11 protein-coding genes are annotated in these 14,666 nt (G+C 68.3%); all 11 read left to right on the top strand.

From position 1 onward, the window contains the following. Positions 1-18: 18 nt before the first annotated feature. The 11 genes from uca (at position 19) to hutH (ending at position 14,659) form a co-directional block, all read left to right on the top strand. Positions 19-3,609: an urea carboxylase gene (uca, locus tag DIE17_RS27555; protein WP_124646495.1), complete on the top strand. Its 3,591-nt coding sequence runs from the start codon at positions 19-21 to the stop codon at positions 3,607-3,609. Beyond that, entirely contained in the window at positions 3,606-5,627 is a 2,022-nt protein-coding gene (gene atzF, locus DIE17_RS27550; protein WP_124646496.1) for an allophanate hydrolase, read from the top strand. Before uca ends, atzF begins: the two co-directional genes overlap by 4 nt. 65 nt (positions 5,628-5,692) lie before the next feature. Then, positions 5,693-6,667 (top strand): ABC transporter permease, encoded by a 975-nt coding sequence (locus DIE17_RS27545; RefSeq protein WP_124646497.1) that lies wholly within the window; start codon positions 5,693-5,695, stop codon positions 6,665-6,667. 45 nt (positions 6,668-6,712) lie between these two features. After that, positions 6,713-7,624 carry an ABC transporter ATP-binding protein gene (locus DIE17_RS27540; protein ID WP_124646498.1) on the top strand — a complete coding sequence of 304 codons (912 nt, stop codon included), beginning with the start codon at positions 6,713-6,715 and terminating at the stop codon, positions 7,622-7,624. Between the two features lie 690 nt (positions 7,625-8,314). After that, entirely contained in the window at positions 8,315-8,818 is a 504-nt protein-coding gene (locus DIE17_RS27535; protein WP_124489572.1) for an inclusion body family protein, read from the top strand. A 64-nt stretch (positions 8,819-8,882) separates the two neighbouring features. Continuing rightward, entirely contained in the window at positions 8,883-9,401 is a 519-nt protein-coding gene (locus DIE17_RS27530; RefSeq protein WP_124646499.1) for an AidA/PixA family protein, read from the top strand. A 509-nt stretch (positions 9,402-9,910) separates the two neighbouring features. Beyond that, positions 9,911-10,771 (top strand): transporter substrate-binding domain-containing protein, encoded by an 861-nt coding sequence (locus DIE17_RS27525; protein ID WP_044845555.1) that lies wholly within the window; start codon positions 9,911-9,913, stop codon positions 10,769-10,771. Between the two features lie 85 nt (positions 10,772-10,856). Continuing rightward, positions 10,857-11,579 (top strand): ABC transporter permease, encoded by a 723-nt coding sequence (locus DIE17_RS27520; protein WP_044845491.1) that lies wholly within the window; start codon positions 10,857-10,859, stop codon positions 11,577-11,579. A gap of 12 nt (positions 11,580-11,591) precedes the next feature. Further along, on the top strand, positions 11,592-12,338 hold the full coding sequence (locus DIE17_RS27515) for an ABC transporter permease (RefSeq protein ID WP_124489575.1): 747 nt from the start codon (positions 11,592-11,594) through the stop codon (positions 12,336-12,338). 28 nt (positions 12,339-12,366) lie between these two features. Beyond that, positions 12,367-13,158 carry an ABC transporter ATP-binding protein gene (locus DIE17_RS27510; RefSeq protein WP_124489576.1) on the top strand — a complete coding sequence of 264 codons (792 nt, stop codon included), beginning with the start codon at positions 12,367-12,369 and terminating at the stop codon, positions 13,156-13,158. 7 nt (positions 13,159-13,165) lie between these two features. Beyond that, positions 13,166-14,659, top strand: a complete 1,494-nt coding sequence (hutH, locus tag DIE17_RS27505; protein WP_124646500.1) for a histidine ammonia-lyase — start codon at positions 13,166-13,168, stop codon at positions 14,657-14,659. Positions 14,660-14,666: the final 7 nt, after the last annotated feature.

The raw sequence follows: 14,666 nt of genomic DNA, 5'->3' as shown, positions 1-14,666 counted from the left end.
TCGTTCGCGGGAGGCCGCATGAGATTCGCCAAAGTCCTCGTCGCGAACCGCGGCGAAATCGCATGCCGCGTGATCCGCACGCTGAAGCGGCTCGGCATCGCGTCGGTCGCGATCTATTCGGACGCCGATCGCGACGCGCGTCACGTGGCGCTCGCCGACGAAGCCGTGCGGGTCGGGCCGGCGCCGGCCGCCGACAGCTACCTGAACGTCGCGGCGATCCTCGCCGCCGCGCGCGAGACCGGCGCGCAGGCCGTGCATCCCGGCTACGGCTTCCTGTCCGAGCATGCGGGCTTCGCCGATGCATGCGAAGCGGCGGGCCTGCGCTTCATCGGCCCGCGCGGCGATCACATGCGCGCGTTCGGCCTCAAGCACACCGCGCGCGCGCTCGCCGCCGCACAGGGCGTCGCGCTGTTGCCGGGCACGGGCCTGCTCGACGACGTGGCGACGGCGCTCGCCGAAGCCGGCACGATCGGCTATCCGGTGATGCTGAAAAGCACCGCGGGCGGCGGCGGGATCGGCATGTCGCTCTGCCGCGATGCCGCGCAGCTCGAGGCAGCGTTCGAATCCGTCGTGCGGCTCGGCAACGCGAACTTCGCGCATGCGGGCGTCTATCTCGAGAAGTTCGTCGAACACGCGCGGCACATCGAAGTGCAGATCTTCGGCGACGGCCGGGGCGGCGCGATCGCGCTCGGCGAACGCGATTGCTCGGTGCAGCGCCGCAACCAGAAGGTGATCGAGGAAACGCCCGCGCCGGACCTGACCGATGCCGAGCGCGACGCGCTGCACGCGGGCGCGGTGCGGCTCGCCCGCGCGGTCGGCTACGCATCGGCCGGCACCGTCGAATTCGTGTTCGACGCGAACGCGCGCCAGTTCTATTTCCTCGAGGTGAATACGCGCCTGCAGGTCGAGCATTGCGTGACCGAAGCGGTGACGGGCGTCGATCTCGTGGAGTGGATGATCCTGCAGGCCGAAGGCGACCTGCCGCCGCTCGACACGCTCGCCGTCGCGCCGCGCGGCGCGAGCATCCAGGTGCGGCTGTATGCGGAGGATCCGCACAAGCAGTTCCTGCCGAGCGCCGGCCTGCTCACGCACGTCGCGTTTCCGGACGACGTGCGCGTCGACGGCTGGATCGAGGCGGGCACCGAGATCAGCGCGCATTACGATCCGCTGCTCGCGAAGCTGATCGTGCGCGGCGATACGCGGCGCGACGCGCTGGCCGCATTGCAGGCCGCGCTCGCGCGTACCGAGCTGTACGGGATCGAGACCAACCTCGACTACCTGCGCGCGATCGCCGGCTCGGACACGTTCGCGCGCGGCGCGCCGACGACGGCATTCCTGTCGCGCTTCGCGTTCGCGCCGCACACGATCGACGTGCTCGACGGCGGCGTGCAGACCACCGTGCAGCAGGCCCCGGGGCGCGTCGGCTACTGGAGCGTCGGCGTGCCGCCGTCCGGGCCGATGGACGATCGCGCGTTCGACCTCGCGAACGCGCTGCTCGGCAACGCGCGCGACGCGGCCGGGCTGGAATTCACGATGGTCGGCGCGACGCTGCGCTTCAACACGGCGACGCTGTTCGTGCTCGGCGGCGCGCCGCTCGCGGCCACGCTCGACGGCGAGCCCGCGCCGTTCTGGCAGGTGCTGCGCGCGCGGCCCGGTGCGGTGCTCAAGCTCGGCGGCGTGACCGGCGCCGGCGTGCGCGCCTGCCTGGCCGTGAAGGGCGGGCTGCAGGTGCCCGACTATCTCGGCAGCAAGGCGACCTTCACGCTCGGCCAGTTCGGCGGCCACGCGGGGCGCGCGCTGCGCAAGGGCGACGTGCTGCATCTGCACGCGGACGCGGGGCGCGGCGGCGCGGGCGCGACGCTGGCCGCGGCCGAGGTTCCCGCGCTGACGCACGCATGGACGCTCGGCGTGCTCGACGGTCCGCACGGCGCGCCGGACTTCTTCACGCCCGACGACATCGCGATGCTCTACGGCACGCAGTGGACGGTCCATTACAACTCCAGCCGCACCGGCGTGCGGCTGATCGGCCCGAAGCCGCAATGGGCGCGGGTGGACGGCGGCGAGGCGGGCCTGCATCCGTCGAACATCCACGACAACGCGTATGCGATCGGTGCGGTCGATTTCACCGGCGACATGCCGGTGATCCTCGGCCCCGACGGCCCGAGCCTGGGCGGCTTCGTGTGCCCGGTGACGGTCGTGCGCGACGAGTTGTGGAAGCTCGGGCAGTTGCGCCCGGGCGACACCGTTCAGTTCGTGCGCGCCCGCGTGTCGCCCGCGCCTGCCGCCGCCGCGGTCGTGCCTGCGGCTTGCGCCGGCGCGCCGGACGATTGCGTGCTGCATCGCGATCCGGCGGCCGGCGGCGGCATCGGCGTGGTGTACCGGCGCTCCGGCGATCGCAACGTGCTGGTCGAATACGGGCCGCTCGTGCTCGACCTGAACCTGCGCTTTCGCGTGCATGCGCTGATGTGCTGGCTCGACGCGCACCGGCTGCCCGGCATGCTCGACCTGACGCCGGGGATTCGTTCGCTGCAGGTGCAGTTCGACGCGCGGACGCTGCCGCTCGCCACGCTGCTCGCGCATCTGCAGGCAGCCGAGCGCGAACTGCCCGACGTGGCCGACATGCGCGTGCCGAACCGCATCGTGCATCTGCCGCTGTCGTGGGACGACCCGTCGACGCGCATCGCGATCGAGCGCTACATGCAGTCGGTGCGGCCCGATGCGCCGTGGTGCCCGAGCAATATCGAGTTCATCCGGCGCATCAACGGGCTGGCGAGCATCGACGACGTCAAGCGCATCGTGTTCGACGCGCGCTATCTGGTGATGGGGCTCGGCGACGTCTATCTCGGCGCGCCGGTCGCGACGCCGATCGATCCGCGGCACCGGCTGGTGACCACGAAGTACAACCCCGCGCGCACCTGGACGCCGGAGAACGCGGTCGGCATCGGCGGCGCGTATCTGTGCGTGTACGGGATGGAAGGGCCCGGCGGCTACCAGTTCGTCGGCCGGACCGTGCAGATGTGGAACCGCCACCGCACCACGCGCGAATTCGAAACCGGCAAGCCCTGGCTGCTGCGCTTCTTCGACGAGATCCGCTTTTACGAAGTCAGCGAAGCCGAGCTGACCGCACTGCGCGCGGATTTCATCGCGGGCCGTGCGGCGCTCGAGATCGAGGAATCCGTGTTCGATCTGGGCGCATACAACCGCTTCCTGCGCGACGAGGCGGATTCGATCGCGACGTTCAAGGCCGCGCAGCAAACCGCGTTCGAAGCCGAGCGCGAGCGATGGCGGGCGGCCGGGCAGGCGGAATACGTCGGCGAAGCGGAGCCGGGCGACGGGCAGGCGGCGCGCGCGGCGGGCGTGCTCGACGACACGCAGCGGGCGATTGCCGCGGACGTGTCGGGCAGCGTGTGGAAGGTGCTGGTCGAAGCCGGCGAGCGCGTGACCGAAGGACAGGTCGTCGCGATCGTCGAGTCGATGAAGATGGAGGTGGCGGTGACGGCAACGGAAGACGGCACGATCGAGACGATCGATTGCGCGCCGGGCGCGGCGGTGGTGGCCGGCCAGCGGTTGATGGTGATGCGCGCGGGTGCTGCCGAGGAGGTCGCATGAACACGACGGAACGCTCCCTCCTGCCCGGGCTGCGCTCGATTGCCGCGCTGCGCGCGCGCTATGAAGCGGGCGACCTGACGCCGCATGCGCTCGTCGACGCGATCGCCGCGCATTTGGACGCGGGCGACCCGCATCACGCGTGGATCCGGCCGCTGTCGCGCGCGGAGATGACGCGGTATGCCGACGCGCTCGCCGGGCGCGACATCGCGACGCTGCCGCTGTACGGCGTGCCGTTCGCGATCAAGGACAACATCGACCTCGCGGGCATCCCGACGACGGCGGCCTGTCCGGCTTATGCGTACACGCCCGCACGCAGCGCGCCCGTCGTCGAGCGGCTGATCGCGGCCGGCGCGATCCCCGTCGGCAAGACCAATCTCGACCAGTTCGCGACCGGGCTCTCGGGGCAGCGCTCGCCTTACGGCGCATGCCGCAATGCGCTCGATCCGCGCTATGCGTCGGGCGGGTCGAGTTCCGGGTCGGCGGTGGCGGTCGCGCTCGGCGTCGCGACCTTCTCGCTCGGCACCGACACGGCCGGCTCCGGGCGCGTGCCGGCCGCGTTCCACGGCCTCGTCGGGCTCAAGCCGACCCGCGGCGTGGTGAGCACGCTCGGTGTCGTGCCGGCCTGTCGCTCGCTCGATTGCGTGTCGGTGTTCGCGCACTCGCCGGCGGATGCGCGGGCCGTGTTCGACGTCGCGCATGGCGTGACCGAAGGCGATCCGTACGGGCGCGCGTGGCAGCCGCTGCCGGGCGCCAACGGACTGCGCGCGCATCCGGGGCGGCCGCTCGCGCAACTGCGCTTCGGCGTGCCGCGTGCCGATCAGCTCGAGTTCTTCGGCGACGAATCGTATCGCGCGGCGTGGGGTACTGCGCTCGAACGCCTGCGCGCGACCGGCGCGCGGGTCGTCGAGATCGACTTCGGCCCGTTCCTGGCCGCCGCGCGGCTGCTGTACGAAGGCCCGTGGGTGGCCGAGCGGCTCGCCGCGATCGGCGCATTCGCCGCGCGGGAACCCGATGCGCTGCATCCGGTGATCCGCGAGATCGTCGGCGGTGCGTCGCGTTTCAGCGCGGCCGATGCGTTCGCGGCATTCGACCGGCTCGCGACGCTGCGCGTCGAGGCCGATCGCGCATGGGGCGGGCTCGATGCGATCGTGATGCCGACCTCGGCGACGACCGCGACCGTCGACGCGCTCGAAGCCGACCCGATCGGCGTCAACTCGCGCTTCGGCTACTACACGAATTTCGTCAACCTGCTCGACCTGTCGGCGATCGCGGTGCCGGCCGGCACGTGCGAAAGCGGACGGCATGCGGGTTTGCCGTTCGGGATCACGTTCGTCGGCCGCGCGCACGACGATGCGCGGCTGCTGGATCTCGCGCAGGCGTGGGTCGGTGGCGCCGTCGCGGGCGGCGATGCGGGCGTCGGCGATGCGGTTGTCGGCGATGCCGGGGCGTCAGCGCCGGCGGCGCCTCCGTCCGGCGCATCGTCCGATGTGTCGTTTGGTGCATCGTCTGGCGCGTCGTCCGGTGTGTCGTCCGGCGTGCCGTCCGGTGTGTCGTCCGATGTGTCGTCCGGCGTGTCGTCCAACGCGTCGTCCAACGCGTCGTCCGGTGTCGTGCGCGTGGCCGTCGTCGGCGCGCATCTGCGTGGCGAGCCGCTGAACGGGCAGCTCACGGATCGGGGCGCGCGTTTCGTCGCGGCGACGACGACGGCCGCCGCCTATCGCCTCTACGCGCTGTCCGCGGCGGCCAGCGGCGGCGTCGCCAAGCCGGGCCTCGTGCGCGTGCCGGACGGTGGCGCGCCGATCGCGGTCGAGATCTGGGAGATGCCGGTCGATGCCTACGGCAGCTTCGTCGCCGGGATTGCGGCGCCGCTCGGCATCGGCACGCTGACGCTCGCGGACGGCTCGCGGGTGCAGGGTTTCCTGTGCGAAAGCGCGGCGCTCGACGATGCGCAGGACATCACGCGCTTCGGCGGCTGGCGGGCTTACCGCGCCCAGGCCGCCGGCGGCGCATTGCAATGAACGCCCGGTCGCGCGTGGCCCCACGGCGTCTCGCGACCGGCACCCGCAACGATACGGAGATTCCCATGTCAATGACCCGCAACACGACCGGCTGGCTGGCCGTGCGCCGCGAACTGACGACGCGCGGCAAATGGACGCTCGGCCTCGCGTCGTTCCTGCTGCCGTGCGCCGTCTGGTGCCTGATCAGCTATGTGCCGTTCGTCTGGCATCCGCAGATGCGCATCACGAATCCCGGGAGCGTCGACTATTTCCAGGCCGGCATGCAGATCGACCGCGACGTGTTCGACGACGAGCTCGCGCATGCGCGTGCGACGCACGCGGCCGTGCCCGAAGGCGTGCGCGCGAACCCGGTCTACCTGCCCGCGCCGCATCAGGTGCTGCGCGCGTTCTACACGGCGTTCACGACACCGCCCGCATCGCGCGACGGCGTGTGGCTGCACGAGAGCCTGTGGCACAGCATCCGGATCATCTTCTGGGGCTTCGTGATCTCGTCCGCGATCGGCGTGCCGCTCGGCATCGTCTGCGGCACCTTCAGTGCGCTCGCGCGGCTGCAGGAGCCGTTCCTCGAGTTCTTCCGCTACCTGCCGGCGCCGGCGTTCGGCGCGCTGATGGTCGCGATTCTCGGCATCTACGACGCGCCGAAGATCGCGATCATCGTGATCGGCACGCTGTTCCAGCAGGTGCTGATCGTCGCGAACACGACGCGCAAGCTCGAATACGGGTTGTTCGAGGCCGCGATGACGCTCGGCACGAAGAAGCTGAAGCTGCTCACGCACGTCGTGATTCCGGGCGTGCTGCCGGACCTGTATCGCGACCAGCGGATCCTGCTCGGCTGGGCGTGGACCTACCTGATCGTCGCCGAACTCGTCGGCACGAGTTCGGGCATCACGTGGTACATCAGCCAGCAGGCCCGCTACCAGCATTTCGACAACGTATACGCGGCGATCCTGATGATCGGGATCATCGGCCTCGGCACCGACATCGTGCTCGGGCTGCTCGGCCGCAAGCTGTTTCCGTGGGATCGCACGCTGAAGGCGTGACACCCGTCGACGCGCATCCACCGACCGATTTTCGCAGAGGGCATCATGCAGAATCCGCAGACCGTTCCCGATTACCTGATTCAATCCGACGCGGTGCGCGAGCGCTTCGCGCGGCTGAAAACCCGCGACGTGATTCTCGACGTGCGCCATGTCGGCAAGCGTTTCGCGACGCCGCAGGGCGAGTGCGTCGCGCTCGACGACATCAGCTTCCGTACGCACCGGCGCGAGTTCGTGTGCGTGATCGGCCCGTCCGGCTGCGGCAAGTCGACGTTGATCCGCATCCTGGCCGGGCTCGACGCGCAGACGAGCGGCGAGGTGCTGCTGGACGGCAAGCCCGTGCAGGGGCCGGGCGCCGACCGCGGGATGGTGTTCCAGGGCTATACGCTGTTTCCGTGGCTCACCGTGAAGAGGAACGTGATGTTCGGCCTGCGCATGAACGGCAGCAGCAGCGGCGAGGCCGAGCGCGAGGCGCTGCAGTGGCTCGATCTCGTCGGGCTGACGCATTTCGCCGACGTGTATCCGCACCAGTTGTCGGGCGGGATGAAGCAGCGCGTGGCGATTGCCCGCGCGCTCGCGAACCGACCGCGGATCCTGCTGATGGACGAGCCGTTCGGCGCGCTCGACGCGCAGACGCGTGCGCGGATGCAGACCCACCTGCTCGACATCTGGCGCAATATCGACGTGACGATCCTGTTCATCACGCACGACCTCGACGAGGCGATCTTCCTGGCGGACCGGATTCTCGTGCTGAAGGCGAACCCGGGCGGCGTGCAGGAACTGATCGAGGTGCCGGTGCCGCGGCCGCGCGATTATGCACAGGTCAATACGCCCGAGTTCATTGCAACGAAGGCGCGGCTCGAAGCGCTGATTCATCCGAAGGAAGCGGTGGCCGCGGACGACGAAGGCGTCAAGCCGCACATGATCCGGATGACGGACGTCGCGGACAATGTCGAGTAGCGGGGGAGCCGGGCGCGCGTGCGCGCCCGGGATCTCGTACCGGGCGTGATTGGTGCGACTGCATGACGGGATCCCGGCCACGCACGAGTGCGAACATTTGTCGTCGGTTGTTTTGCTGCGGATTTTTTCTTGATCTCTCGCGGTGGAATGCGAGATGAAATAATGCCGTTACACGTGTGGCTCGGTAATGGCGAAGTTGGGCGCGATTCGTGCAAGTCTTTTTGTTTCTGTTTTTGCGTGAAATGCGAGATTCAATTCAAATATATGCGCATCAAGGTCGCGCGTTCGTCCCGGAAAATGGCGGCGTTAATAAAAATATTATTGAAACGCTGAAATACTCCTTGTTCGATCTGCACCCCGCCTGACGCGTGCTTGCCGCATTTGAACCGCGCTCCCGCGTATCCGGCGAAGGCTTCGCCCCGGATGCGCCGATTTTGCAGTATTGAAAATCATGTGAAATATCGATTCAATCCGGAATATTGTTTTCGCAAATTGACGTCCTTATAAAAAATAATCGAGAACTGTCAGCATTTACAGGTTCATTGGATTAACCGCTCGATGTAAATTCGAGTCGCGGGACAAATTGATGTTTTCAAGGTTTCGTGCGAATCGATCACCCGATCGGTGATCGAAGGTCGCATGGAACGGTGTCCACGCACCGGCAACCCATCTACCTGAACGGGAGCTTCTATGTCACGCGTTACCGATGTGCTCGTCTCGATCGATACCGAAACCATTCTCCAGAAATATCCGAATCCCAGCCGGGATCCGAAAAACCCGACGCTGATCGACTGGAAGCACGTCTACATGGTCACGAACCAGGACAACGTCGTGTCCGGGCAGGCGGGCGGCGAACTCGACCTGAAAGCCCAGGTGGGCGACCTGATCCGATGGCGTGAAACGAGCCTGTCGCTGGGCTTCGAGAAGCAGGTCGTGTTCTACGGCTTCATCGCCAACCAGGGCCGCGACCTGATTTCGACGCCGACGCCGCGCAAGGCCACCGCATCGATCCCGATTCCGAATCCGAGCTCGCCGTCGACGCCGACCTGCCAGAAGGTGGACAACTACTACTGGTCGTCGGAAACGCTGTCGGAAGGCCGCGTCACCTACCACTTCTACTTCCAGATCATCGACCGCAATTGCCAGTCGCTGGGTTGCTATCAGTGGGACCCGTTCATCTCGATCCATAACTGATGTCGGCAGGCGGGCGGCCATGCGACGGTCGCCCGCGTCATTGTCCCGTTCCGGAGGAAGCGCCATGCCTGGTCTTCGTTGCGACGTGCTTGCGATCGTCGATGCCGTCACGCTGCTGTCGGCCTATCCCGATGCGAGCCGGAACGCGGATGCGCCGACCGTGATCGACGGCCGGCACATCTATGTGGTGAGCCCCGGCGACACCGGGCCGCTCGGCCGCAACGACAGCCGGCTCTTTGCCGGCCTGTCGCCGGGCGACCAGCTCCGCCTGCGCGAAACGGCGCTGGCGCTGCGTGCCGAAGTGAGCGTCCTGTTCATCCGGTTCGCCTTGCGGGACGCCGGCATCGTCGCGCCGATCGAAGCGCAGGTGCGCGACGCCGCGACGCCGGTGCCGTCCGACGACGACCTGCTCCATCCGCAGTGCCGGCCGATGCCGGACCATTACTGGCGCAGCGACGTGCTGGCTGCGGGCGCCACCACGTGCACGGCCGATTTCGCCGTGCTCGACCGTGGCGGTGCGGTGTCCGGCTACTTCCGCTGGGAGACGTCGATCGAGATCGCCGGCGGCCGCGCGGATTCGTAGCAGCCCGATTGCAAGCCGTCGCCGGACCGCGACGGCAACGTCGACCTTGCGTCCGATACCGGCTTCGGGCGATCTTCTGCGCGAATGCCGATTTCAGGCAGGATGCCGAACCGTTTGGCTCACGGGCCGCTTGTGTTTCATGGACCCACGGCCCGCCCGAATCAGTTTCGTTCCCGTTCGAGCCAGCGTCGTTGCGAGGCGTGACCACCCGAGCGCGCCGCGTCCGTCGCGCGCCGGGCTCCCCGCATTGCCGCCCTCTGATCCAATCCGGAATTTGTCTAGTCATCCTTGCGATTGGATCGTACGAGATGCACCAAACGCGTGCCTGAATTCCCCACGACGAGGCACGTCAGAGCCCCGAAATTAGGGGATTTCCCTCGTTTCCCCGGTTTTTTTTGATCGCTGCTTGTCGCGCTGTTTTTCTTCTTGCATGCTTGTATAGACAAATTCCTGAGGCGGCTTGCTGCAGCACCGAAGGGATGACGAACCTCAACGCAAGGAGAAATCTCGTGAACGGCAAGCGGATCAAGTGGGCAATCAGGACGATCGGTGTCATCGCGGCCGCGGCGGCAACGCTCGCGGCGCCGGCGCAGGCGAAGGAATGGAAGACGGTGACGGTCGCGCTCGAAGGCGGCTACGCACCGTGGAACCTCACGCTGCCGGGCGGCAAGCTGGGCGGTTTCGAACCGGAGCTGCTCGCCAACGTGTGCGAGCGGATCAAGGTGCAGTGCAACATGGTCGCGCAGGACTGGGACGGGATGATTCCCGGCCTGCAGGCCGGCAAGTTCGATATCCTGATGGATGCGATCTCCATCACGCCGGAGCGCGAAAAGATCCTGCTGTTCTCGCGTCCGTATGCGGCGACGCCCGCGACGTTCGCCGTCACCGATACCAAGATCCTGCCGAAGGCCGCGCCCGGCGCGCCGATGGTCAAGCTGACGGGTGACGCGAACGCGGACAAGCCCACCGTCGATGCGCTGCGCAAGCAACTGAAGGGCAAGACGATCGGCATCCAGTCGGGCACCGTCTATACGAAATTCATCAACGACAGCTTCAAGGACATCGCGTCGATTCGCGTGTACAAGACCTCGCCCGAACGTGACCTCGACCTCGTCGCCGGGCGCATCGATGCGTCGTTCGACGACGTCACGTACTACGCGGCGAACAACACGAAGAAGGACACCGCGTCGATCGTGCTCGCGGGGCCGAAGCTCGGCGGGCCGATCTGGGGGCCGGGCGAAGGGCTCGCGTTCCGCAAGCAGGATGCCGACCTGAAGACGAAGTTCGATACGGCGATCGGCGCGGCACTCGCGGACGGCACGGTGAAGAAGCTGGCCGACAAGTGGTTCAAGACCGACGTCACGCCGTAAGCACGCCGCCGCCGCGCGAGCGACCCGAACGACGCGCGGCGGCAGGCATCCTGCCGATTCACTCAACGCTTGCCGGGAGGCACGCATGGCGATTCTCGAAATGCTCGGCTTCGGAACCGAAGGCTGGGGCGGTGTGCTGCTGCTCGCCGCACTGATGACGGTCGCGCTGACGCTCGCCGCGCTCGCGGTCGGCGCGGTGATCGGCGCGGCGATCGCGGCGGCGAAGCTGTCGCGCTACCGCAGCGCCCGCCTGCTCGGCGACCTGTACACGACGGTATTTCGCGGCGTGCCCGAACTGCTCGTCATCTATCTGTTCTACTTCGGCGGCTCGACGCTCGTCACGGCCGTCGGCCAGTGGTTCGGCGCGGAAGGCTTCATCGGCGTGCCGCCGTTCGTGATCGGCGCGCTCGCGGTCGGCATGATCTCGGGCGCCTACCAGGCGGAGGTGTATCGCGCGGCGGTGCTCGCGGTGTCGAAGGGCGAGCTCGAAGCGGCGCGCGCGATCGGCATGCCGCGCAGCATGGTGCTGCGGCGCATCCTGGTTCCGCAGGTGCTGCGCTTCGCGCTGCCCGGGATCGGCAACGTGTGGCAGCTGAGCCTCAAGGACTCGGCACTGATCTCGGTCACCGGGCTCGCCGAGCTGTTGCGCACGAGCCAGATCGCCGCCAATTCGACCCACCAGTACTTCGTGTTCTTCGTCGCGGGCGGGGCGTTGTATCTGCTGATGACGGGCGTGTCGAACCGCGTGTTCAACCGGGCGGAAGCGATCGTCGGCCGGTCGTTCCGCCGCAATTTCGCGCGCAACTGACGGAGAACGTGCATGTCCCTCGATTTCGCTTTTCTCTTCGATACGCTGCGCCAGCTGCTCGCGGCCGTACCGACCACGCTCGGCCTGTTCTTCGCCTCGCTCGTGCTCGGCGGCCTGCTGTCGCTCGTGATCGTCACGATGCGCGTGTCGCCGCGCTGGCTGCCGAACCGCTTCGCGCGGGCCTATATCCTCGTGTTTCGCGGCTCGCCGCTGCTGATCCAGATGTTCCTCGTGTATTACGGGCTCGGCCAGTTCGGCGTGATCCGCGAAAGCTTCATGTGGCCGCTGCTGCGCGAGCCGTACGTCTGCGCGGTGCTGTCGCTCGCGCTGTGCACGGCGGGCTACACGGCCGAGATCCTGCGCGGCGGGCTGATGGCCGTGCCGGTCGGGCAGATCGAGGCCGGCTATTCGATCGGGCTGTCGGGCTTCGCGCTGCTGCGGCGCGTGATCGGCCCGATCGCGTTGCGCCAGTGCCTGCCCGCGTATTCGACCGAAGCGGTGCTGCTCGTCAAGTCGACCGCGCTGGCGAGCCTCGTCACGGTATGGGAAGTGACGGGCGTCGCGCAGCAGATCATCCAGCAAACCTATCGGACGACCGAGGTGTTCGTCTGCGCCGCCGTGATCTATCTGGGCCTGAACTTCATCGTCGTGCGCCTGCTCGGCGCGCTCGAATGGCGGCTTTCCGGGCACCTGCGTGCGCCGAAGCCCACCGGTGCGCCCGCCGCGGCGACGCGCAATCCTCAACGCGTCGCGCCCTGAGCGTCCCCGTCCTTTCCAGGAGAATCCGATGAACACCGCTGCTCCCGTTGCGCTGTCGGTCAAGAACATCCACAAGTCGTTCGGCGACCATCATGTGCTGAAGGGCATTTCGCTCGACGCGCATGAGGGCGACGTCATCTCGATCCTCGGCGCGAGCGGCTCGGGCAAGAGCACGTTCCTGCGCTGCCTGAACCTGCTCGAGACACCCGACGACGGCTCCGTCGCGCTCGCCGGGGAAACGCTCGCGATGAAGCGCGCGCGCGACGGCAAGCTGCATCCGAGCGACCGGCGCCAGGTCGACCGGATCCGCTCCCAGCTCGGCATGGTCTTTCAGAACTTCAACCTGTGGTCCCACATGACGGTGCTCGACAACCTCGTCGAGGGGCCGCTGCGCGTGCAAAAGCGCAGCCGCGCCGAAGCGGTCGAGGAGGCCGAGGCGCTGCTGGCGCGCGTCGGTCTCGCCGACAAGCGCGGCTACTATCCGGCGCACCTGTCGGGCGGCCAGCAGCAGCGCGTCGCGATCGCCCGCGCGCTCGCGATGCATCCGAAAGTGATGCTGTTCGACGAACCGACGTCGGCGCTCGATCCGGAGCTGGTCGGCGAAGTGCTGCGCGTGATGCGCTCGCTGGCGGAAGAGGGGCGCACGATGCTGGTCGTCACGCATGAAATGGGCTTCGCGCGGCACGTGTCGAATCGCGTGCTGTTCCTGCATCAGGGCGAGGTCGACTCGGACGGGCCGCCCGACGCGCTGTTCGGCGGCCAGTGCTCGGAGCGCTTCCGGCAATTCGTGTCGAGCCACCACGACCGCACCACCAACTGAGGCTGCCATGACCGTATTCCGTGCGGCCCGGCCGCTCGACTGGCGACAGGTTGCGGCGGTGGCGGCCGGCGAGCCGCTGGCGCTGGCCGACGAGGCACGCGCGCGTGTCGTTGCCGCGCGCGAACTCGTCGACGAGATCGTCGCGCGCGGGATTCGCGCTTACGGCGTCAATACCGGCGTGGGCGCGCTGTGCGACGTGATCGTGTCGCCGGCACAGCAGAGCACGCTGTCGCGCAACATCCTGATGAGTCACGCGGTCGGCGTCGGCATGCCGCTCGGCGCGGCCGAAACGCGCGCGATCGTCGCGGCCGCGATCAACAATTTCGCGCACGGGCATTCGGGCGTCCATGCCGACGTCGTCGACCAGCTCGTCGCGCTGCTCGAGCACGATTGCCTGCCGGAGGTGCCGGCGCACGGCTCGGTCGGCTATCTGACCCACATGGCGCACGTCGCGCTCGTCTGCATCGGGCACGGCCATGCGCGCCATCGCGGCGAACGCATCGGCGGCGCCGAGGCGCTGCGCCGCATCGGCCGCGAACCGCTCGTGCTCGGTGCGAAGGAAGGGTTGAGCCTGGTCAACGGCACGCCGTGCGTCACGGGGCTCGCCGCGCTCGCGCTGGCCCGCGCGGAACGGCTGCTCGATTGGGCCGACTGGATCGCGGCGGCGAGCTTCGAGAATCTCGGCGGGCAGCTCGCCGCGTTCGACCCGGCCTCGCTCGCGTTGCGGATCTCGCCCGGCATCGGGCACGTCGGCGCGCGCTTGCGGACGATGCTGGCCGACAGCCCGATGCTCGCCGCGGCGAGCGGGCGGCATACGCAGGATCCGTTGAGCCTGCGCACGATTCCGCACGTGCACGGCGCGGCGCGCGACGTGTTCGCGGTCACGGCGGACGTCGTCGATCGCGAGCTCGCGTCCGTCACCGACAATCCGATCGTCGCCGGTACGCGCGATGCGCCGGCCGTTCATTCGCAGGCGCATGCGGTCGGCGCGGGCATCGCACTGGCGATGGACAGCCTCGCGGCCGCGATGGCGCAGGTGGCGGCCATCGCCGAGCGGCGGCTGGACCGTCTCGTCAATCCGCTCGTGAGCGGCCTGCCGGCGTTTCTCGCGGCGCCGGGCGGCACGTGTTCGGGCTTCATGATCGCGCAGTACACGGCGGTCGCGCTGGTCGCGCAGAATCAGCGGCTCGCGGCGCCGGCGAGCCTCGATGGCGGCATTACGTCGGGGCTGCAGGAAGATCACCTGTGTCATGCGACGCCGGCCGCGCTGAAGGCGCTCGACATCATCGAGAACGCGACGCGCGTGCTCGCGATCGAGCTGCTCGCCGCCGCGCAGGCATACGACTTGCAAGCGAACGAAACCGGGCGGGCCGCGTCGACCGACGCGCTGTGGCGGCACGTGCGCGAACGCGTACCGGCGTATCGCGACGACCGGCCGCTCGCGGACGACATCGCGATCGCGGCCGGCATCGTCGCGGGGGCGCCGCCGCCGTTGCAGTGACGACCGG

It is taken from the genome of Burkholderia sp. Bp9099, assembly GCF_003857805.1.
Taxonomy (GTDB): Bacteria; Pseudomonadota; Gammaproteobacteria; order Burkholderiales; family Burkholderiaceae; genus Burkholderia.
The sequence above is the reverse complement of the archived record's forward strand: the minus strand, read 5'-3'. Positions and strand labels throughout refer to the sequence as shown.